At 69.0% G+C, this 21,755-nt stretch carries 18 protein-coding genes; 10 read left to right on the top strand and 8 right to left on the bottom strand.

Annotation, left to right across the window (positions count from 1 at the left end; genetic code table 11):
* Positions 1 to 82: 82 nt before the first annotated feature.
* The gene (locus tag OHS16_RS20020) at positions 83 to 1,546 is read left to right on the top strand and encodes an MFS transporter (protein ID WP_328538587.1); all 1,464 of its coding nucleotides are present in this window, start codon (positions 83 to 85) and stop codon (positions 1,544 to 1,546) included.
* On the opposite strand, the gene OHS16_RS20015 is transcribed toward OHS16_RS20020, so the two are convergent.
* Together OHS16_RS20015 and OHS16_RS20010 are read right to left on the bottom strand one after the other, a co-directional pair.
* Positions 1,515 to 3,074: a sodium:solute symporter family protein gene (locus tag OHS16_RS20015; RefSeq protein WP_328538586.1), complete on the bottom strand. Its 1,560-nt coding sequence runs from the start codon at positions 3,072 to 3,074 to the stop codon at positions 1,515 to 1,517. The two genes, OHS16_RS20020 and OHS16_RS20015, sit on opposite strands and share 32 nt — an antisense overlap.
* Entirely contained in the window at positions 3,071 to 3,283 is a 213-nt protein-coding gene (locus tag OHS16_RS20010; RefSeq protein WP_328538585.1) for a DUF3311 domain-containing protein, read from the bottom strand. The genes OHS16_RS20015 and OHS16_RS20010 overlap by 4 nt, the downstream gene beginning before the upstream one ends.
* 165 nt (positions 3,284 to 3,448) lie before the next feature.
* Here OHS16_RS20010 and OHS16_RS20005 point away from each other — a divergent pair, with 165 nt between their 5' ends.
* From OHS16_RS20005 to OHS16_RS19985, 5 genes are all read left to right on the top strand, one after another.
* Positions 3,449 to 4,444: an SEC-C domain-containing protein gene (locus OHS16_RS20005; protein WP_328538584.1), complete on the top strand. Its 996-nt coding sequence runs from the start codon at positions 3,449 to 3,451 to the stop codon at positions 4,442 to 4,444.
* Between the two features lie 179 nt (positions 4,445 to 4,623).
* Positions 4,624 to 5,556 (top strand): hypothetical protein, encoded by a 933-nt coding sequence (locus OHS16_RS20000; RefSeq protein ID WP_328538583.1) that lies wholly within the window; start codon positions 4,624 to 4,626, stop codon positions 5,554 to 5,556.
* A gap of 120 nt (positions 5,557 to 5,676) precedes the next feature.
* Positions 5,677 to 6,237 carry a GNAT family N-acetyltransferase gene (locus OHS16_RS19995; protein WP_328538582.1) on the top strand — a complete coding sequence of 187 codons (561 nt, stop codon included), beginning with the start codon at positions 5,677 to 5,679 and terminating at the stop codon, positions 6,235 to 6,237.
* A gap of 221 nt (positions 6,238 to 6,458) precedes the next feature.
* A complete protein-coding gene (locus OHS16_RS19990; RefSeq protein WP_328538581.1) occupies positions 6,459 to 8,012 on the top strand; it encodes an ATP-binding protein in 1,554 nt (517 codons plus the stop codon).
* Between the two features lie 89 nt (positions 8,013 to 8,101).
* Positions 8,102 to 11,014 carry a Z1 domain-containing protein gene (locus OHS16_RS19985; protein WP_328540918.1) on the top strand — a complete coding sequence of 971 codons (2,913 nt, stop codon included), beginning with the start codon at positions 8,102 to 8,104 and terminating at the stop codon, positions 11,012 to 11,014.
* Between the two features lie 171 nt (positions 11,015 to 11,185).
* Here OHS16_RS19985 and OHS16_RS19980 read toward each other — a convergent pair whose 3' ends face one another.
* Positions 11,186 to 12,130 carry a YDG/SRA domain-containing protein gene (locus OHS16_RS19980; protein ID WP_328538580.1) on the bottom strand — a complete coding sequence of 315 codons (945 nt, stop codon included), beginning with the start codon at positions 12,128 to 12,130 and terminating at the stop codon, positions 11,186 to 11,188.
* Positions 12,131 to 12,372: 242 nt separating this feature from the next.
* A complete protein-coding gene (locus OHS16_RS19975; RefSeq protein ID WP_328538579.1) occupies positions 12,373 to 12,999 on the bottom strand; it encodes an ATP-binding protein in 627 nt (208 codons plus the stop codon).
* Between the two features lie 201 nt (positions 13,000 to 13,200).
* Here OHS16_RS19975 and OHS16_RS19970 point away from each other — a divergent pair, with 201 nt between their 5' ends.
* A complete protein-coding gene (locus tag OHS16_RS19970; protein WP_328538578.1) occupies positions 13,201 to 14,049 on the top strand; it encodes a helix-turn-helix domain-containing protein in 849 nt (282 codons plus the stop codon).
* Positions 14,046 to 14,246 (top strand): DUF397 domain-containing protein, encoded by a 201-nt coding sequence (locus tag OHS16_RS19965; protein WP_328538577.1) that lies wholly within the window; start codon positions 14,046 to 14,048, stop codon positions 14,244 to 14,246. The genes OHS16_RS19970 and OHS16_RS19965 overlap by 4 nt, the downstream gene beginning before the upstream one ends.
* A 31-nt stretch (positions 14,247 to 14,277) precedes the next feature.
* Here the strand turns inward: OHS16_RS19965 and OHS16_RS19960 are convergent, their stop codons facing one another.
* Positions 14,278 to 15,051, bottom strand: a complete 774-nt coding sequence (locus OHS16_RS19960; RefSeq protein ID WP_328538576.1) for a polysaccharide deacetylase family protein — start codon at positions 15,049 to 15,051, stop codon at positions 14,278 to 14,280.
* A gap of 701 nt (positions 15,052 to 15,752) precedes the next feature.
* Between OHS16_RS19960 and OHS16_RS19955 the strand changes: the two genes are divergently transcribed.
* A complete protein-coding gene (locus OHS16_RS19955; RefSeq protein WP_328540917.1) occupies positions 15,753 to 16,883 on the top strand; it encodes a metallophosphoesterase in 1,131 nt (376 codons plus the stop codon).
* 59 nt (positions 16,884 to 16,942) lie between these two features.
* Here OHS16_RS19955 and OHS16_RS19950 read toward each other — a convergent pair whose 3' ends face one another.
* Together OHS16_RS19950 and OHS16_RS19945 are read right to left on the bottom strand one after the other, a co-directional pair.
* A complete protein-coding gene (locus OHS16_RS19950) occupies positions 16,943 to 18,139 on the bottom strand; it encodes an abortive phage infection protein (protein ID WP_328538575.1) in 1,197 nt (398 codons plus the stop codon).
* Between the two features lie 643 nt (positions 18,140 to 18,782).
* Positions 18,783 to 19,592, bottom strand: coding sequence for a helix-turn-helix domain-containing protein (locus OHS16_RS19945; RefSeq protein WP_328538574.1), 810 nt, complete (start codon positions 19,590 to 19,592; stop codon positions 18,783 to 18,785).
* A 156-nt stretch (positions 19,593 to 19,748) separates the two neighbouring features.
* On the opposite strand from OHS16_RS19945, the gene OHS16_RS19940 reads away from it, so the two are divergent.
* On the top strand, positions 19,749 to 20,960 hold the full coding sequence (locus OHS16_RS19940; RefSeq protein ID WP_328538573.1) for an MFS transporter: 1,212 nt from the start codon (positions 19,749 to 19,751) through the stop codon (positions 20,958 to 20,960).
* 154 nt (positions 20,961 to 21,114) lie between these two features.
* Here the strand turns inward: OHS16_RS19940 and OHS16_RS19935 are convergent, their stop codons facing one another.
* The gene (locus OHS16_RS19935; protein ID WP_328538572.1) at positions 21,115 to 21,492 is read right to left on the bottom strand and encodes an SH3 domain-containing protein; all 378 of its coding nucleotides are present in this window, start codon (positions 21,490 to 21,492) and stop codon (positions 21,115 to 21,117) included.
* Between the last annotated feature and the right edge of the window lie 263 nt (positions 21,493 to 21,755).

The raw sequence follows: 21,755 nt of genomic DNA, 5'->3' as shown, positions 1-21,755 counted from the left end.
AGCCATCCTACCGAAAGGTTCAATGAACGAACTTACCATGATAGCGTTAGTTCAATCACCGAACTCACGCAGGCGAGGCATCATGGCTCAGCAGCCCGACGTACGAGAGATCCCGCCTCTTCGCGAGGCCCCGGCCGTTCACGGGACGGCGGCGGACACCCGCCCGGCCACGGCGCGCTCCGACGACCGGTCCCTGATCCACGACCATCCGGCCCCACCGGGCAGCAGGGCACCGAACGCGGGTCGCACCCTCGCCGTGACCAGCGCCGTCACCGCCGTCGCGCTGATGAACTACACGGCCCCGATGCTCACCATTCCCGGCCTGACCGCGTCCTTCGCCACCCCGGTGTCCGCCCAGGCCTGGCTGATCAACGGCACCCCGCTGGGCCTCGCCGCACTCCTGCTGGTGGCCGGCAGCCTCGCGGACGACTACGGCCGGCGCCGGATCTTCCTCCTCGGCACCCTCGCACTCGCGATCACCATCGCGCTGGGCGCCGCCGCCCCGACGACTCTGACGTTCACCCTCGCCCGCGCCGCGCAGGGCGCCGCGACCGCGGCGATCCTGGCGAGCAGCCTCGGTCTGCTGGTGCACGCCTTCCCCGCGGGGCCCGCCCGGATCAGAGCGACCGGCATATGGGGAGCATTCGTCAGCGCCGGTATCGCGCTCGGCCCGCTGCTCGCCGGCTGGCTGACGGCGTACGGCTGGCGGCTGATCTATGTGGTGCTCGCCGCCGCCACCCTGGCCGCCGGCGCCTTCGGCGTGCGCGCCCTCGGTGAATCCCGTGCGCCGCGCGGCGGCCGTCCCGACCTGGCGGGTGCGATCGCGCTCGGCCTCGCCCTGACCGCGCTGATCAGTGCGCTGACCCTGGGCCGGGACGGCTGGCTGCGGACACCCGTCGGACTGCTGCTGCTCGCCGCGGTGATCCTCGGCGCGGTGTTCGTCGCCGTGGAGCGACGCTCCAGCACGCCGATGATCGATCTGCGGCTTCTGCGCCGCCCGGACTTCCTGGCCGCATCGGCCGGCGGCCTGTTCACCGGCCTCGCCGTGATCGGCCTGTTCAGCTATCTCCCCGCGCTGCTCCAGCAGGCACTCGGCACCTCGCCGATGACCGCCGCCTGGCTGTTCGTGCTGTGGTCCGGGACCGGCTTCCTCGTCGCCCTGCAGTCCAGGCGTCTGGCCGGCCGGGTGCAGCCGCGCCATCAGCTGGCGCTCGGCTTCGTCCTGCATGCGGCGGGCGTGCTGTCCATGCTGGGCGCGGTGGACGCGGGCGCGCTGTGGCGGCTGCTGCCCGGCCTGTTCATCGCGGGGATCGGCAGCGGTCTGCTGAACGCGGCACTGCCTCGCGTCGCCGTCGAGTCCGTGCCGCCGGAGCGGGCCGCGATGGGTTCGGGCGCCAACAACACGGCCCGCTACATCGGTTCGTCCGCTGGTGTGGCCCTGATCATCGCGGTGGCCCCAGTGGGCCACAACGCACCGCTGCTGGTCTCGGTCGCGCTGACCGCGGTCGGCGCGCTCAGCGTCCTGGTCCTCCGCTCCCGCCGCTGACCGGGGCCGGGCCGCCACCGAGCGGGCCATCGCCGCTCGCGTCATCGCCGAGCGGATCGTCGCTGATCGGGTCGTGCGCCAGCACCTCGGCGTCCGTACGCGGGTCACGGTCGCCCGGCCCCGCGTACGTCACGGCGAGCGCGACCAGCAGATTGGCGGCCAGCGCCAAGATCCCGGCGTTCATGCCCCACACCGGATCGCGATCGGTGAAGACCAGCCCGCACACCACACCCACCCCGACGACCAGCCCGCTGCCCGCCCCGGCCAGGGTCAGCCGTCGCCAGAGCAGTCCGAGCAGCAGCATCGGCAGCAGCTGCGCCATCCCCTCGTACGAGATCAGCGAGAGCCGTACCAACGTGTTGGGTGCGGTGTAGGTCAGCAGCAGCGCCAGCGCCCCCGCGACGACCACCACCACCTGCGACGCACCCTTCTGACGCTCCTGCCACCTGGGCACCAGCGACAGCACGCTTCTCCCCCACATCGTCCCGATGACCAGCATGAAAATGGCCATCGGGACGATCGAGGAAAGCGCCGCCGCCACCCCGATCACGCCGACAGCCCAGGCGGGCAGCGAGTCCACGACCAGCTTGAAGAGCGCCAGGTTGGAGTCGGCGCCGGTCAGCCCGGGGACCACGAACAGCGCGGCGAGCCCGAGGAACATCGGCACGAAGAGCAGCAGGTTGTAGGCGGGCAGCCAGACCGCGTTCTTCCTCAGCACATCGGCGTTACGCGCCCCGAGGTACCCGGCGACGGTGGTCGGGAAGATCACCACCGTCAGTGAGTTGAGCAGGGACGTCGTGACGTACCAGCCCTGGCCGAGACCGCTGCCGCCGTGGCCGGGGAAGGTCAGCCAGTCGCCCTTCTCCCTCACCACCCGGTGCAGGAAGTCCCCGTACCCGTCGAAGTAGTGCAGCGGGACGTAGGCCGCGAGGAAGGCCAGCGTCCCGATCACCAGCGCGTCCTTGAGCACGGACACCCAGGCGCTCCCCTTCAGCCCGCTGATCACCACGAACCCGGTGGTCACCGCGAAGGCGGCGAAATAGGCCCAGTTGAGGCTGATCGCCCCGTACGAGATCGTCGAGACGACCACGCCCATGCCGGTGATCTGCAACTGGATGTAGGGCAGCAGAAAGACGGTGGCGAGCACCGCGACCACGGCACCGAGCCAGGGCCTGCCGTACCGGTGGGCGATCATGTCGGTGATCCCGACCAGGCCGTGGCGGCGGGCGTAGGACCAGAGCGTCGGGCCGACGACGTAGCCGACCGCGTAGCCGCAGGACATGTAGGCGACCACATAGAGCACAGGGGCCCCGTAGTTGTAGCCCCAGCCGGCGGCGCCGAGGTAGCTGAAGCTGGTGTAGCCCTCGCCGGCCATCAGTACCCAGATGAAGACGGACCCGAGGCTGCGCCCGCCGACCGACCACTCGGCGAGCCCGCCGGTCCGGCCGCCCCGCACGGCGAAGAGGCCGAGGAGCACCGTCCCGGCCATGAACACCCCGAAGATCGAGGTGGCGACGGCCGCGTTCACCCGCGCTCACCCCGCCGGGCAGCACGCAGGTCCGCACACCGGGTGAGCCAGACCGCGAAGGGCGTCACGATGGTGGCCCCGATCAGCCAGACAATGAGGAAGGGCAGCCCGAACAGCACCGGCCGCACACGATTGACGAATGGCAGGGCCCCGAGGAACAGCACGAAGGGCACCAGCAGCAGCAACAACTGAGGACGACGTCTGAGCACGTCAGCGACCTTAGGGGGTATCCGCGCCGCACCGCCGCCCCACCCCTCGCGAGATCGGCCGTACCCGTTATCGGGGTGCGCCCGCCGAGGTGGCGCCCGGGGGCCGGGTACGGATCGGGTCCCGCCCCTGACCGGACACCAGTCCACCGCAGTACGGTGTGATCCATGCGCCCCGACACTCCTGCCGACCACACAGCCGAAGCCGAGCGCCTGCTGCGCACCGCCGCGCAGTACCCGGAGGACCAGGAACCGCTGCTGCTCCAGGCCGCGGCCCATCTGGAACTGGCCGGCGACCGCGTCGGCGCCACCTCCCTCTACGACCAGCTGCTGGCCGTCCCCGCCGTCAACCTCCCCCTGGTGAAGGCCCTGCAGGCCGCCAACCTCTGGGAGTACGGCCACGAGGCGGAAGCCCGCGCGATCATCGACGGCGTCCGCGCCTCCTCCCCGCAGGACCCGGCCCCCTGGGCCATCGTGGCGGAGACCCTGGAAGCCCATGACGAACTCGACGCGGCCCACGAGACCTTCACCACAGCCCTGACCCTGTTGGTCGACCCGTCCGACGAGGTCCCCTACGCCGCGCTGGCCCTGCTCACCGGCCGCCACCGGGTCAGCCGCCTCAAGGGCAACACACACGACGAGTGGGACGCCCTCGCCGACAGCCTGCACACCGGAGACATCGGCCTCGACGAGCTCCACGACCCGAAGCGCCTGTGGGCGCTCGGCTCCAACGACCCGGCCGTCCTCAGGGCTGAAATCGCCCGGCTCCAGGCCGAGTTGGGCAGCTACCGGGCGGCTCTCTCCCGCCCGTTCCCGGTCGCGGTACTGCACTGGCCGGCCGCCGAGCTCACCGAGCTCCTCGCCGCCTACCCGTCCCTCACCGCCGAGTACCCCTCGCACCCGGCACATCTGGTCAAGATCGAAACCTCGCTGCGCGAACTCGCCGCGGGCGGCACGACAAACCTGGGCATCGTGACCGGGAGTATCCCCTCCTACGAGGCCTTCGCCGCATCGGAATACACCTCCCCCACCGATCTCGACCTGCTCCCCCAGTACGCCACGACCCTGGCGGCCAGGGGCCGGGCGGTGTCCTGGCCACCGGGCCGCAACGCGACCTGCTGGTGCGGGTCGGGCGTCACCTACCGGGGGTGCCACGGGGCGTAGCGCTGACGGCGGTCGGCGGGACCCTTTCGCCGCAGCCTGCCTCAGCCGGCCTCCGCGCCCGCGGGACTTCGCAGCCGCCCGCCATCCGGCGGACCCGGTGCACCCGTGCGGAGGGCGTTCGGGCCCGACAGCACCCGACACTCCGGTGAGCCGTAAATCGTGTGCTTAACGTGCCGGGCATGAGTCGCACCAGTCTTGTCTCTGTGACCGCCTGTGCCATGTGCCCGGCCGCCGCTCCCACCGAGCGCGACAGGGCAATGGCCGTCGGTGGGGCCGCCGCCGGGCAGGGCTACCACGTCGTGCTGCACACACCCGGCGCGTTCACGGCACCCGTGGACTACCACCCGACCGTGCTCCTGACCGGAGCGGATGGCGGCTACGGCGCGTGGTACCCGGCCGGGAGCCTGGCTCCGGGCGGGGCCGGAGAGTTCGGGGACGGCCACTCGGTGTGCACGCCCGATGGCAGCGGCAGGACGATGCCCGATCAGCGCCACCTCGTCCCCGGTTCGCGGTCGCCCATCACATTCGCCGAAGGGCACTCCGACGGGCTGCCGCTGACCGGCAGGGGCCCGGACGGTGCCGAGCTGACGGACATCGCCGGACTGGACTTCGACACCCCGCCAACGCCGGCGAGACCACGCGTCGCGGGCGACGATCCGGCCGTCAGGAACTACGCCTACACCTGGCACGTCCCCGAATACGTCCGGATCTCGGGCGAGCGGTGCTCGCACCGGCCATGGAACCCCGCCGGGACCGGCCTCGCCACGGCCGTCCGTGATGTGCTGGAATCCGCCACCCTCGCACCCGGCTCACACCTCAAGGACCTCGGCTCGTCGGCCGTCGGGCAACCGGTCGTCGTACGGCAGTTCACGCCCGGGCCGCCGTCCCGAAGCGCGGCGTCGGTACACAACGCGGGAGCCGGTCGCCGGTTGCCGACACCCGCAGCCGCATCCGCATCCGCATCCGCATCCGCATCCGCCGAGCCCACACCCGAGCCCCGTCAGGCGCTCACCGGGACGGGTTTCTCGGTCGCTCGGTACGCGGCAGGTGGCGCGCTGCTGCTGGTGGCGATCGTCGGGGTGCTGGCTCACCGCCGACGGGCGCAGCACTGAGCCGGAACGCCGCAGAGGGCCGAGTGCCGGCCGTGCCGAGCAGGCCCCGGCCCCGCCGGTGAGAGAACCCCTCCGCATTGCGCCGGTACCGACCGGTCCCCGAGGATGGGAAGGGTGACGATGTACGCGATACCCCTGGGCGACGACGGCGCCGAACTCCGGCCGCTCGAACCGTGGCAGGCCGCGGAGTTCCTGGCGCACGTGGACCGGGGACGGGAGTTCATCGGGCAGCACAACGCACTGCCCGACGTCGTCACGGACCTGGCGTCGAGCCGGGCGTTCCTCCAGGCCTACGCGGAGAGGGCCGCTGCCGACACCGGGCGGCTGCACGGTATCTGGGCGGACAGCACGCTGGTCGGGGCGGTCATTTTCCGGGTCATGGACATCGGGCAGGGAAATGCCGAGGCCGGCTGCTGGCTCGAACCGGCGGCGGCCGGCAGGGGCCTGGTGACCCGGGCCGTGCGCGTCCTCATCGACTGGGCCGTCGAGGAACGGGGCATCCACCGCGTCGACTGGTGGGTCTCAGCGGAGAACGAGCCCAGCATCGCCGTGGCCAGACGGCTCGGGATGACGAAGGACGGCGTGCTGCGGGAGAGCTACCGCTACCGGGGAAAGCGGCACGACGAGGAAGTCTGGTCGGTACGCGCCCCGGAGTGGCGGAAGGCCAGGCAGGCGTCCTGAGCCGGGAGCGGCCTCGCGGGCGGCGGAGAACCGGGCCTGAAGTGCCCGCAGAAACAAGCCTGTTCGCCAGTCGTGGAACGTCAGCAGGTCACGCCGGGCGAATATGGTGCAGCATGCAGCCTTCACGTGACCATTGCAGTATCTTCACATTCAACAAAGACTGATCCGACTGGCCGACCCTCCCCCACGCAGGCCCAGTCCCGGTGTGCGTGAGGAATCACATGCCCTATGAGCCCGGTGCCGGTTGGCAGTACGACGTACCGACCAGCGGCAGCACTCACCTGCCCCCCGATGCCGGATACGGAAGGGCGCTCACCAACCAGGGCTACGGATTCGAGACGGCAGTAGCCGACCTGGTGGACAACTCGATCGACGCGGGAGCCGACGAGATCGTCGTGCACTTCCTGCGCGACGCCGATCGCATCCTCACCCTGCTCATCGTCGACAACGGCACCGGCATGGACGAGGCCGGGCTGAACGCAGCAATGACGGTCGGCCGGTTGCGCGAGTACGGCGAAGGCGCACTCGGTATGTACGGCACCGGCCTGAAGTCCGCTTCCCTCTCGCACGCCGAGTCCCTCACCGTCGTCAGCCGCACCAGGCGCAGCCGGGCGGCGGGCCGCCGTCTCACCGCTGAAGGCGTCGCCGACGGTTTCCGTTGCGATACCGTCGAACCGGCCTACGCCCAGGACCTCATCGACCGCTACGACGGCATCATCGAGTGGCACGGCACGGTGGTCCGGTGGGACCGGGTGCGGGCCTTCGAGACAGTGGCACGCGGGCAGAGCGAGCAGTATCTGTCGAAGGCGATCTCCCGGCTCGAGACCCACCTCGGTCTCTGCCTCCACCGGTTCCTGGCACGCGGGCTGAAGCTGGACATCGCCGTCTGGGACGTGGGTACGCAGGCGGAAGGACCGGGTGAGGAGGTCGACCACATCTCGGTCGAACCGCTGGACCCCTTCGGCTACACGGTGCCGGGCAGGGCCGGGTACCCACGCGTCTTCACCGCCCCCGTGGAGGGTGCCGGAGATGTCCGGCTCACGGCTCACATCTGGTCGGCGAAGTCCAAGCACGCCGGCTTCCGCCAGATCGGCGCGCTGAACGAACGGCAGGGCTTCTACTTCTACCGGAACGACCGCCTCGTTCAGGCGGGCGGCTGGAACGACCTGCGCAGCCCCGAGGGCCACCTCAACCTGGCGCGGATAGCGGTGGACCTGCCCGCCGCCCCGAACAGCGTGTTCAGCCTGGACGTCAAGAAGGAGGGCGTCACCGTCACACCGGCATTCACGCTCGGCGTGGACAAGGCCGTCGACACCTCAGGGGCGCCCTTCCAGGCCTACCTCTCCGACGCGCAGACCACCTACCGCGACGGCTCGAAGCGGGCGGAGACCGTACGCAAGCCGGTGACCGCTCCCGGCAAGGGCCTGGACCCGAGGATCAGGCGGACGATCAAGGAGGAGCTGCCGGAGAAGCCGGGCGAGGAGCCCATCGCGTTCACCTGGACCCCGTTCAGGGAGGACCGCTTCTTCGACCTCGACCGCGAGAACAACGTCGTCCTGCTCAACAGCGAGTTCCGCGACGACTTCAACGACGGCCGGCGCGGCGGCGCCAACGACGCGCCCGTCACCAAGACACTCCTCTACCTCCTTCTCGAGGACTGCTTCGGCCTCGGCCGCTGGGAGAAGCCGCGCCAGGACCGCGTCGACTACTGGAACACGATCCTGCTGGCGTCGGTACGCGCACAGCGCGAACGCCGCAACCGCGGCATGTCCTGACCCGCCATTCCCCGTCCCGCCTGCTCTTCGAGGACACTCCCGTGACCGATGACATCCTGCTGAGGATCCACAACTCCGCGCTGACCGGCATGCAGGACAGCCCACGCCACTTCGCCACGTGGGCGGCGCTCGCCGCCGACGAGGACCACCCCGGCGCCGACCTCACCGAGGAGACGTTCCGGGCCCGCATCGCGAACGGCGACGAGCGGCTGACCGCGCTCTGGAGCCGCACCCTCACGGCCTGGGACTTCGCCGACGCACCCCCGTGGGCCCCGGACGTCAGGCCCCGGACAGGGGAACGCCGGACGACGGTGTACGACCGGCTGCGTCTCGGCCCGGACGTACGCAAGGCACTGGACGCGGCGGTCCCGGTGAGCCGGGTGCCGGGCGCCACTGTCATCGCCCGCGAGTTCACCGCCTGGTACACCCCGGAACGGATGGCCGCGCGCTCCTTCTACTGGACGTCGTACGAGCACAAGCTCCGCGCCAAGGGCTGGTCGGACGCCGCGATCGCGAGCCTGGACGAGGCGAGCCGCGCCGTCGTCGAGCGCCTCACCGACCCGGAGCAGCCGGCCGTACGCCAGGCGAAGGGCCTGGTCGTCGGCTACGTACAGTCCGGCAAGACCGCCAACTTCACGGGTGTCGCGGCCAAGGCCATCGACGCGGGCTACCGCCTGGTCATCGTCCTCGGCGGCACGCTCAACCTGCTGCGCGCGCAGACCCAGCGCCGTCTGGACATGGAGCTGATCGGCCAGGAGAACATCCTGCGCGGCGCGGACCCCGGCGACACGGACACCCTGATCGGCGTGGACTACGTCGACGAGGACGCCGACTGGCCCGACTTCGTGAGCCACGGAGGCCGGCCTTCCACACTCGGCGCCTTCGACATCGAACGGCTGACGACCCGCGACAACGACTACAAGAGCCTGGCGCAGGGCATCCGCGCCCTGGAGTTCGAGAAGCGCGAGCCGACCCTCCCGCTCAACGACCCGCGCAACCTGCACCACGCGGCGGCGCGGGTGATGGTCGTGAAGAAGAACAAGTCGGTCCTCACCAAGCTGGTCAAGGACTTGAAGCAGATCCACGGACTCCTCGGCGAACTCCCCGTCCTGATCATCGACGACGAGTCCGACCAGGCATCGGTGAACACCTCGAACCCCAAACGCTGGGAGCAGGGCCGCACCGACCGCACGGCCATCAACTCGCTGATCTCCCAGCTCCTCGAGCTGCTCCCGCGCGCCCAGTACGCCGGTTACACCGCGACCCCGTTCGCGAACGTCTTCATCGACCCGAGCGACGCGCAGGACATCTTCCCCACCGACTTCCTGATCTCACTCCCGCGTCCGGCGGGCTACATGGGGGTCCAGGACTTCCACGACCTCGACTCACCGCTCGAGCCGGGCGAGCGTACGTACGCGAACTCCCACGAGCTGGCCCACGTACGCGGCATCCACGACGAGGCGGACGACCGCCTCCAGGAGGCCATGGACGCCTTCGTCCTGTCGGGCGCGCTGAAGCTCTACCGAGCGGACCACGGCATCTCCGGGGAACCCTTCCGCCACCACACCATGCTGGTCCACGAGTCGGTCAGGACCAACGACCACGCGGAACTGGCCCTGCGCATCAACTCGATGTGGCACGAGGCCGGTTACGCCTCCCTGGCCGGCCGAAAACGCCTCGCGGACCTGTTCGCGGACGACTTCTCGCCGGTGTGCCGGGCCCGTGCGGAGGGCCTGCCCACGCCGTCGTCGTACGAGGAACTGTCGCCGTACATCAGTCACGCCCGCCAGCTGATCGGCAAGGGCGGCCGGCCCGTCATCGTCGTCAACGGCGATTCCGACCGCTACTTCGAACAACTCGACCTGGACTTCGACCGCACCCCGCACGTCTGGAAGATCCTGGTCGGTGGCACGAAGCTCTCCCGAGGCTTCACGGTCGAGGGCCTGACCATCACCTACTACCGCCGCACCACCCAGCAGGCCGACACCCTCATGCAGATGGGCCGCTGGTTCGGTTTCCGCCCCGGCTACCGCGACCTGGTGCGCCTCTACATCGGACGCGCGGAGACATACGGCCGCGGACAGACAGCAGACCTGTACGAGGCCTTCGAGGCCATCTGCCGCGACGAGGAGGAGTTCCGGAACCAGCTCGCCCGTTACGCAGAACTGATCGATGGAAAGCCACAGTTGATCCCGGCCCAGGTGCCGCCACTGGTCTCGCAGCACCTGCCGTGGCTGCGGCCCGCGGCACGGAACAAGATGTACAACGCGGAGCTGGTGGAGATCCGGTCGCCGGGCCACATCATCGAGCCCACCGCACACCCGAACTCGCCTGCCGACCTGCGTCACAACACGATGCTTTGGTGCCCCCTGCTCGATGACCTTCGGCCGGAGCGCACGGAATTCGTATATCACCACACATCGAACGCACGCACCTACCGCCTGTCGGCACTCACCAAGACCATGAGTCACACCGAACTCATGGGTGTTCTCAGAAACCTCAAGTGGTGGAACCCGACGGCCTTCGCCCCGCACTTGGCGTACCTAGAGGACGTGGCCCGCAAGCCACATCTGATCGAAGACTGGCTACTCATCGTTCCGCAGCACACCTCAACCACTCGCGCTCTCACCGCCGAGATCGCCGGTAGGCAGCCTCTCGCGCTGTCCCATCGCCAGCGTCGCCGCGTCGAGATCTTCGGAAACATCAGCGACCCGAAGCACCGAGCCACGGCGTTGCGCATCGCGGGTTCGTTGCCGAGGACCGAGGACCCGGTCACCGAGCAGCATGTACGGCCTCGCCGGGGCAGCGTCCTGCTCTACCCGGTCATCGAAGAGGACCCTTCGACGGCCATCGTCAACGGATCGGTAGACCCCGGCAAGGTGGCCATGCTCTTCTCTCTCGTCCCGCCTGCGGCCGCTCATACGGACGACCGCGGAGTCGTCCGCTTCCGGGCGATCGACTCTCGACGCCACGCCCCCATCATTGACGCCAGCCTCGGCTGATCGTCCGTCGATTTGGCGCGCACAACTGCCTGTCAGCCCCTCATGGCACGACTACAGCAGTGGTCGAAGCTCCGAGGGGCTGGTGACGCTGAGTAGGCCCGGGCTGCCGTCTGGACGTATTCGGCTATCGCGGCGGATTATGGGTTTCGTTCGATCATGCAATCGAAACGACTAAATCCCTCCGCCGTCGACGCCCCACATACGTCGATGGGCTCTGAGAAATCGCCGCCGTATCTCATGCCCTTCAACTGTCCTGAGCAGAGTCGGCTGCCTAGCGGCAGGTTCCACGTAACGGTCGATCACGTGCAGGTCATCTGTTATGTAGATCGCTCCTCGATCAAACCTGACGTGACAATTCGGACATAAACAGAGGACATTGCTATCGATGTCCGGCCCTTTCCCGTGCGCCCCGAGCGCTTGTATATGAGCACCCTCTGCATAACTCGCGCCATCCACCCCGACGAGCAGAGCAAGCCGGCAGACCTGGCACCTGTGCGCATGCAGCTTCTTTACTCGTTGAGCTACAGCCGTGTCCCGAACAACGCGCATCACGGTGCTTGCCCTCCGCGGCGCTTCCCCATCGACTACCTGGTGCAACTGCATTTCCAGAGAAGTAAGTTCTTGCATGGACTCGTTACATCTACGCAGCGCAATTTTGCATATTCGAAACCCTGAGTGGCCCACTCCATCTGAACAACTCTCGATTTCGTAGAGTCCGTCGTACCTGTACCCAGCCGTTGGCGATAGGTACGACTCCCCCTTGTACCCGCGCAGTACGCGCAGGAAGTACTTGCGCTCAAAGCTCCTCTTCACCGCCTCGTTGTCCTCATATGTCCAGGACTGGTCAGCCTCCTGACGCTCCGTCTCGGCGTTGCGTCCGCCCGCTCCGGTATAGAGGACGAAGTCCCAGGTGTCGTGATCATCCTCGTAGCCCTTGTTGAGGACGATCGCATCGGCCACCCGCTGATCGTCCTCGTCCAATCCCCAAGAGATCCCCCGCTGCTGCTCCTTGGTAAGCCCAGCCTTCTTCGCTTGCATCCGGGAGGCGAATTCAGTTCCCGGAAGAATCCCGCGATGACCGATGACAGCCCTGTACGCATGCTTGTTCGCAGCCATGGAGACATACTGGCGTCTCGCCGATCAACTACCGTCGCGCTTGGCACATCCCGGTGACCGGTGGCCAAAACAAACCCATGACTGTCTGAAAGCCCTCTCCCTAGTGGTCGCAGGCACGACATCTACCAAGTCGGATCACTCACCGGCTGGTGCACGAAGAGAAGCCAGACCACTTCGCTCAGAAGGTCCCGTCTGCTCCAACCTTCCAGCCGCACCAGATCAGTTCGATAGGCGCCGTCGACTCATACTGAGCCTTCCAGCTCCGCATCGAAGTGCACCTGGGCCCGGTCCAGCACCTCTTCCGGATCGCAGCCGTGAGCGCGTAGCCAGTGCAGGACGTCGGCGATCAGGTCAATCGCCGCCTCCTCCGCACGGGCGACGACGAGCTTGCTCCCACTTCGCGACAACGGATGCTTCCCCGCGTCATACAACGACAAGTAGCCCTCCGTCCGCGTGACCTGTGGTCCGCCCACATGTCCGTCGGCGGCCGTAAGGGCCGTCGCCAGCTCGCACCACACCACCTTGTGATCCTCACGGAGAATCACGCCCCACTTGTCGACAATGGCATCGACGAGAGCCATCCCCCTCCCCGACTCGGCTTCCCACTCCGGCCTGAGCAACGTCGGCAACGCGCGGCTGTCCGGATCCCGGATTTCTAGGCGTACGTACGTGTCACGCATGGAGACAGTGAGAGTCGTAGGGGTCTCAGGGCCCACGTGGGTGATGACGTTCGCCACGAGTTCGCTGACGCAGATCTGAGCTTCGTCGACCAAGTGCGGCAATCCCCACAGCGTCATGTGCAGCCGCAGCATCCGGCGGAGCCCCGCAACTTCCTGTGCATCTGCCAAGAACGGCAGCTCCCAGGCCATCCGGGGCACACAACCTTCGTTATCCCTCGTCATGGGCGTCCGCCTCCTGTTTAGCGCCTACGCACAGTTGCCTCTTGTGCGAGGGTGGCAGCGAGACATCCCGTTATGCAATTTGCAGGAAAGGATTCCCCCTAACGAGTGATTGGCGAAATGCAGACCTTCCGATGGGATGGAACCTCCGCTACCAAGCACGGAGTTCACATGACTGGATCACCCACCGCACGGCGTCGGCGACTCGCGATCGAGCTCAAGAAGTTGCGCGACGAGAGCACTCTGACCTGCAATCAGGTTGGTGAGAAGCTTGATTGGAGCGGCTCCAAGGTCAACCGCATGGAGACGGGGCTGGGTCGCGTACAGCCATCTGACGTTGATGCGCTCTGCCGGCTGTACGGCACAACCGAGGAGATGCGTGACCTCCTCAAATCACTCGCCAAGGACTCGAAGACGAAGGGTTGGTGGCACGCACACGGCGATGCCGTACCCGGGTGGTTCTCCGTGTATGTCGGGCTGGAGCAGGCTGCCGTCGACCTGCGGACCTACCAGGGGGAATTCGTGCCCGGCCTACTGCAGACGTCGGAGTACGCGGCAGAGCTCTGTCGTGCGTCTGCCGATCAAACCTCGGACGAGATCCAACGCCTCGTCGATGTGCGCATGCGGCGTCAGGAGCTGCTGCGCGACGTCACCCCGCCCGGGCTATGGGCGGTCGTCCACCAAAGCGCTCTCATGCATGTCATCGGCGATCGGCAGGTGATGGCCGCACAGCTCGAACGTATGCTGGAGCTGGCAAAGTTGAGGAATGTGACCATGCAGGTGCTGCCGTTCGACGCCGGCGCCTACCCGGCCACGGGCCCGTTCACAATTCTCGGCTTCCCCGAGCAGGAGGACCCTGACATGGTGTATCGAGAAGGACTGACTGACTCGGTTTATCTCGAACTTCCGGCGGACGTGAACCTCTACACAACGGCATTCGACCACCTCCGGGCCCTCGCGCTCAGCCCGCAGCGATCCGTCGCACTCATCCGCAGAACCATGGAGGAGCACACCAGATGATCTCGCAGTCCCCCGGCCCTCAATGGCGGAAGAGTAGCTACAGCAACGGCACTGGTGGCGAGTGTCTTGAAGTTGCCGAGCTCCCCTCTCACATCGGGCTGCGCGACTCCAAGGACGTCTCGGGGCCAAGCCTTGCCGTACCGAAGGCCGTGTGGGCAGCATTCGTTTCAGCTGTGCAAAGTATCGAGGTCAGCTGACCAGCCCCGGACGCCCTTCGCGATCCGGGGCTCAGCGCACCGGGAAGCCGAAGGAGTAGCCCTGCTCCTTGAGCCGGGGGAGGAGGCGGCGCAGGGCCTCGACGGTCTGGGATCGGTCACCGCCCGCGTCGTGGAAGAGCAGGGTTGGTCCGTTGGGAAGCTCGTTCTCGACGGTGGCGACGATGGTGTCCGTACCCGGACGCTCGAAGTCCTTGCTGTCCACGTTCCAGCCCAGCGGGCGCATGCCCCGGGATGCGGCGAGCTTGCGGCTGTAAGGGGTGAAGGCGCCGCCGGGCGCCCGGTAGTACATCGGCCGTACGCCCCCGGACGCCTTGGTGATCATGCGTTCGGCGTCGAGTATCTGCTGCGACTGGTACGTCTGGGACTTCTTGTCCATGGCGGTGTCGTGCGACACCGTGTGGTCGCACAACCGGTGCCCGGCCGCGACCACCTCCTGCACGAGGTCCGGGTGGGCCCGCGCCTGCGGCCCCACCATGCAGAACGTGGCCTTCACCCCGTACTCCCTCAGCAGGTCGAGCACGTGAGGGGTCCACACGGGGTCGGGTCCGTCATCGATGGTGATATTGACGCCGCGCGTCCCCGCCTCCGAGGCGTGCGCGATCGTCACCGCGACCGGCTTGACGTCACTGCCAGGCGTGGCCGGCGCGGTCGCCTCAGGTGGCGAGTCGCCCGCGAAACCGGGCTGCGCGGTCCACACCGAGACGCCGGCGGCAAGCATCGTCACCCCGAGCCCCGCCCCCAGCACCTTGCCGTACCAGCCCCGCCCGCTGCCGTGCCGTGCCATGTCCGCCCCTTGTTTCGCAGTCCCTCGCCGATCCAGGTCATCTTGCGACCACTTGGCATGACGAGGTCCGGGAGCCGAGGGATGCGTCCGTTACCGACCACGGACAATTCCGGGGGAGTTCGCGGACAACTCTCCGCGAGCAGCGGCCGGAACCGTGCCGGTCGGCCGATCCCACCTCCCCGGCACCGGCGCGCACCCGCCGCAGCGGCCCGCAGTGACGGGCAGATGATCAACGTCATCAGAACGGCAGCCCGGACGAGGCCGCCTTCGAGTACGCGTGCTGCACGGAGAACGCTTCGACCGGGTGGGCGGGAAGAACTCCGACGCAGCGCGGGAAACGATTCACCTGCCCACATGCATCTGATGGTCGGGCATTTCGGGCCGTATCGGTTGGTGCACACAGACATGCACGCCGACAGTGCGTCAGGCCGATACCGACCAGAGTGCCCAAGAACGTCAAGGAAACCGGTCACCCACCTCGTTCAGGTGGCGGTCCCGCATGCCGGATGATGGGAATCGGCCGGACCGCGGATGTGAGGGGCAGTGCAGTGACAGACAACGGATCTCACGGGGCGGAGCCGGTCGCACCGTCGGCCCGCGGCGGAGGACCGGACACCGTCGCGCTCGGGCCCTCGTCCGAGGCCGGCGTATCGGCCGGTGCCGGGTCGTCGCCGGCCCCGAAGGGCGGAGGCGCAGTTCGGATCCTGCGCCGGGTCGTCATACTCGTCGTCGTACTCATTTCCCTGTTCTTCCTGCCCTGGTGGACGCTGTTCTCCTCCCATACCGACTGGCCGTTCCCGGTGGTCCTGGTCGGCACGGTCCTCTTCGCCGCCGCTTTGCTCGCCTTTCCGGTGCTGATGGTCATGGGGCACGGGCGCAGGCGCTCGGACCGGGCGGCACGCATCGCCGACACCACCCTCGGGGTGGTCTGGGTGCTGTTCGCCTGGTCGGCGCTGAGCGGCCTGCTGCGGATCGTCCTGATCGCGTCCGGCGTCGGAGACCCGGATCGGTCCAGGATCGTGGCCGTTCTCGTCGCGACGGTCGGGGCCGGACTGCTGGCCTGGGGGCACCACGAGGCCATGCGCCTGCCCCGGGTCGTGCGGCTGGACGTCACCGTCCCGCGGCTCGGCCGGGGCCTGGACGGGACGCGGGTCGTCGTGCTGGCCGACACCCACTACGGACCGATCGACCGGGCCGGATGGTCGGCACGGGTCGCCGACGCGGTCAACGACCTGGACGCCGACGTCGTCTGCCACGCGGGCGACATCGCCGACGGCACCCCGGACCAGCGCCGGGGGCAGGCCGCGCCGCTCGGGACGATGCGGTCGCGACTGGCGAAGGTGTATGTCACCGGGAACCACGAGTACTCCAGCGAAGCCCAGGGTTGGCTCGACCTCATGGAGGAGCTGGGGTGGGATCCGCTGCACAACCGCCACGTCGTGGTCGAACGGGGCGGCGACAGCCTCGTGCTCGCGGGTGTGGATGACGTGACCGCGGCGTCCTCCGGGCTGACCGGACACCGGGCGAACCTGGTCGGCGCGCTGGCGGGGGCGGACCCGGACCTGCCGGTCCTGCTCGTCGCGCACCAGCCCAAGTACGTCCAGCAGGCCGCGAGCGCCGGCATCGACCTGCAGATCTCCGGGCACACCCACGGCGGGCAGATCTGGCCGTTCCACTACCTCGTCCGGATCGACCAGCCGGTGGTGCACGGCCTCAGCCGGCACGGAGAGCGGACCCAGCTCTACACAAGCCGGGGCTCCGGCTTCTGGGGCCCTCCCTTCCGGATCTTCGCGCCCAGCGAGATCACGCTGCTCACCCTGCGGTCGGCGTAGCGCCCTTACGGTGACGCCCGGCAGCGCGGGTGGTGGGCGCGTGGCTCAAGGCGTCGCGGTCACCCTCCACTGACGCCCCGGCCGCCGCCACTCGCCGTCGGCTCCGCGCACGCATACGCGCCGGCCAGTGCATGGAAGGACTGCTTGGGCTCCCAGTGCCAGCGGGCCGTCGGTTCCTCGGGCTTGACCCACAGCGCCTTGACGATGCTGTAGCTCGCCATGTCGAGGTCGTACCGCGGGTTGGTGCGGTGCGGCGCGTCGGAGGTGACGAACTGGTACGCCAGCGCGGCATAGAGGTTCATCGACTCGAAGACGTCCAGGACACCGGTCAGGTACGACGCCTGGGCCCGCTCGCTGCGGACTCGATGGCCGGCGATCTCCGGCGGCTGTTTGGTGTAGTCGACGATGTCCCAGCCCATCCCGCCGTCCTGGGCAGCACCCTTGTACGTACAAGCGCCGAACTCGGAGACGACGACCGGCTTGCCCCAGCGCTGGTAGGGCCGAAGTTCGCGGATGTGTCCCGCGCGGTCCGGGTGGTCGGCGTAGTAGTTGACGCTGACGATGTCGAAGAGGCTCCAGTCGACCTCGTCGTCCTGTGCGGCGCCGTAGGTCAGCGGGCCGTTGAAGACGGACCTGCCGGTCGAGGCAGCGCGCGCGATGAACGACGCGAGGCGGCGGGACATCTTCTCGGGGTCGAAGTTGCCCTCCGTCAGGTTCTTGATGCGTTCCACCGCGTCCGCGCCGGGCACGATGCCCGGGACGAACAGCACGAACTCGCACCCGACGCTCAGATGCACACGGGCGCCCTGGCGCCGCAGCTGCTCGGCGTGCCTGCCCGTCTCGGCCAGGTGGTCGAGGATCTCGGCCTGCGGACGGTCGGCCAGCCGAGGCTGCAGCCAGACGTGCAGCCCGCGCTCGGCCGCCTCCGTGGCGGTGACCTCGAGCCGGTCGACTCCGTCTCCGAACACCGAGACCGAGTTGGCGTGCAGAGCGTGCCGGATGGCCAGCATGTCCGCGCGCATCCGGTGGGCGTGCCACCCCGTGTCAGGGGTCTCCCCGTCCGTGACCTCGTAGCCCACGCCCCGGTAGGTCAGTCCTCCGCGGCGGCCTGACGCACGGTTCGCGTCGGTTGGGCGGCCCCCGGTGGAGGCCTGCGCCATGGCGCCGCCCCCGGGCAGCGCCCCGCCGGCGACCGCGACACCGACCGCTGCGGCCCCGGCCAGAAAGCTCTTCCTTCCGATCCCCGTACTCCGCACAGTGACTCTCCCTACGTCCGGGGGTCGCCCCGGAAACTTTCTGACAGCGCGTGGCCGCCGGCTCACGGCCACTCCTGACGCTCTCTCAGCCTGGGGGAGACCGGCTCTCGGTGGTGTCATACGGAGGGATACGAGGGCTCGACGGAGGGATGATTCCGGGCGGTCGCGAGGCGACCTGAGATGGAGGGGAGGTCGTCACTTCGGTCGCAGGTGAGCCCGGAGGGCGCCCGTCTCCGCCCTCCCCTTCGGGAGGGAACTTTGCTGGTCGGGGCCAGATGCAGCCGCGCGCAGAACAGCGCCGGACCTCACCTCCGTGCGTCCGGCGCTGTTCGGTTGTCATGCGGTCCCGGGCCCCCGCGAGTTCACGTCGTCCGCCGTGCAGCAGCCGTTCGGGCGGGAGCCGCCGTCGACCGCCCGGTGGCGGGGGTTCAACTCGGTGTGACGTGACCCGGAGGGACACATCCGTACGCGCCCCGGGCAATGAGGGCACAGGCGGCAGCGGTCAGCCCAGCCGCCGTCAGTGCCCACCAGGCGGCTTCCGGGCAGGTCGGACCAGGCGAGTGGCGGCCCGGCAGCAGTGTCCCGCACGCGGTCGGGCCGCCACGGCCGCGTGCCCCGATGCCTGAGCGGAGGCGGCTCCAGCTCATGGGACGAGCTTTCCCAGCGCCTCCTCCGTCCCCCGGTCGTCAGGGACATAGGCGAGGAGATGGTGGCCGGGCACGTCCACGGCGGCGAGCTTGGTGTACCGAAGCCGCAGGTCCCCGGCCACCGGATGGGTGAAACGGCGTACGGAGGGGTGGAAGGCCGCTGTCTCCCGTTGGCCGTACCAGCGGGCCGCGTCGGGGTCGGCAAGAAGCTCCGCGGTGATCTCGGCGTACCGGTCGTCCTCGGGGTTACGGGCCGCCTTGGCCCGGAACTGGCCGAGCAGGCTCCGCGCCTCGGGCTCCCAGCTGGCCAGCAGCGTACGTGACGGCGGCCAGCGGAAGACCAGCCACAGCAGGTTGCGCTGCTTGGGCGCGAGGCGTGCGAGGTCGGTGAGCAGTGCCGTGTATCCCGCGTTCCAGGCCAGCAGGTCCCAGTGCGGGTCGAGCACCACGGCCGGGTTCGGCGTGAGTGCCTCCACCAGCGACAGCAGATTGCGCGACACCCATCCCGGCGGCTGCTCGGTCGGCGGCACGTGCTCCGTGAACGACAGCACATGCGCGGTTTCGTCCGCGTTCAGTCGCAGAGCCCGAGCCACGGACCGCAGCACCTGTTCCGACGTACGGACCCTTCCCTGCTCCAGCCACGCGTACCAGGAACTGCTGACCCCGGCCAGCTCGGCGATCTCCTCGCGCCGCAGCCCCGGGGTACGGCGGCGTGCCGAGCCAGGCAGCCCCACGGCGGAGGGCGCCAGCCGCTCACGGCGGGAGCGCAGAAACGCGCCGAGTTCATCGCGCGGGCCGCTGTTCATGCCCCGCTCCTCCCTGCGCCGACGTACTCCTGGGCCTGCACACCGTGCCCAGGGTGTGAGCAAGGGTAATCGGCTACGGGATCACACCGGCCGGCCGCGGTGATGGGCTTGACCCACCGGTCCGACAGCACCGACAGACACGACACAAGGAGACTCATGGACACCGCCGGCCCGTCCCGCACCACATCGGCACCTCCATCGGCCACCACCGGCCCGGCTGCCTCACCGATACACGCCACGTCGCTGCGCCTGCTGCGCACCGCCGGCTTCGTCAGCAACTTCGACCGCTTCTGCATCACTCCGATGTTGCTGCTCATCGGCGTTCAGCTCGGCACCCCGCTGCCCACGGTGATACTCGCCGCCAGCGGCTACTTCCTCGCGTACGGCCTGACGCAGCCGGTCTGGGGTCTGGCGAGCGATCGCCTCGGCCGGGTGCGGGTCATGCGGATCTCGCTGGCCGGAGCCGCCGTCGCCGCATTCTGCTCAGTGATCGCACCCACCGCGACAGTGCTGATCGTGGCGCGCGTGGCGGCCGGAGCGTTCTTCGCCGCATCCATCGCCGCCTCCCTCACCTATGTCGGGGACACCGTGCCCGCCGACGTCCGCCAGCGCCCTCTCAGCGAGCTGATGACCGCGTTCGCGCTGGGTACCGCCGTGGCCACCGTCATCGCGGGGGCGCTGGCGCACTACGTCAGCTGGCGGCTGGTCTTCGCGCTGCCCGGCGTGATCGCCGTCCACCTGGTCTTCGCCCTGCGCCGGCTGCCGGAGCCGCCGCGGGCGGCGCCCGGTGCACTGCTCACCCCGTTCAAGGTCGTCTTGAGCTCCCGCTGGCAGTGGTACGTCATGGCCGTCGCGATGCTCGAAGGCGCTGTCCTCCTGGGCTTCCTGACCTACATCGCGCCGGCCCTCGAGTCCCAGGGTGCTTCGGCGACGCTGGCCGGTGCCGTGTCCGCGCTGTACGGGGTGGGCTCGATGGCCGCGGCGCAGATGGTGAAGCGGCTGGTCGGGCGCTGGACACCCGCGCAGTTGATCGTGGCCGGCGGGGCGCAGATGGCGGTGGCGTTCAGCTTCGCCGCGACCAGCCGGTCAGTGCCCGCGCTGGTGGGATGCGCTCTCCTCCTCGGTGGCGGCTGGTCGTTCATGCACTCCACGATCCAGTCCTGGGCCACCGCCCTGGTCCCGGAGGCCCGAGCCACCGGCGTCGCGATGTTCGGCCTGGCCCTCTACGTCGGCAGCGCCCTGGCCAGCGCCTTCGCCGCCGGCCCTGCCGAGCATCACGCCTACCGGGGCATCTTCCTGACGGCTGCACTCCTCACCCTCCCGCTGACTGTCGCCGCCGCGGTGGGGCGGGCCCGCTGCCGGGTCTGAGCGCCCGCCCCGCGCCCCGGCGGGGTTGATGGCCGCCTGCGTGGCGAAGCGCCCGACCGGGCACGCGGATGCGGTCCGCCGCCCACCCGAACGGGGGCCCGCCGCGACTGCGGCGGGCCCCCGGCCGTCATGTGGTGCTCACCACGCGAGCCGTTCAGCAGACGGGCGGGTTCGGCGACTGGTTGGCCACCAGGACGTTGTCCGGCCAGTACACCCAACCGGTGACCCCGGTGGCCTGGTTGGTGATGTACCACCAGGGGTTCGCCTTGCAGTGGACGGTGATCGGCTGCCCGTTCTGTCCCTGCCCCAGGATCGTGTTGCCGGTCGACGGTCCGGTGCGGATGTTCACGCCGCTTGCGGTGAAGTACCCGTAGGCCTCCCCGGCCGCCGCCGCGGTGGTCTTCGCGGATGCGGTGGGGACTTCCTGGGCCTGGGCGGCGCCCGCTGTCATCCCGACGAGCCCGAGCGTCGCCATCATCGCCAGGCCGACGGCCGCCGCCCGCGTCTTCGTAGTAGTCCTGCGCTGCGTCATGTCTCTCTCCAAGCCTCGTGGTCATCGAGGTGGTCCGCAGATGCGGCCCCGTGTGCCGCCCGCTTCCCGCCGGGCGACGACTGGAGCGTTTCAGGCGTGCACGGCCAGGGGGAACAGCAGTTACGGAGCGGTGACGAGCCTGCATTGCCGCGATGAAGTGGCGTGAGCGGCTGGTGTGGACCTCATGGATGCCCTGCAACGGAGGATCTTCTCGTAGCCGAGTGTTTCCGCGTGAACCGGGACACATGGCTCTGCCGCCGCGG

Source organism: Streptomyces sp. NBC_00344 (assembly GCF_036088315.1).
GTDB lineage: Bacteria > Actinomycetota > Actinomycetes > Streptomycetales > Streptomycetaceae > Streptomyces.
Note: the sequence above shows the minus strand (reverse complement) of the source record. Positions and strands in the feature narration are given on the sequence as shown.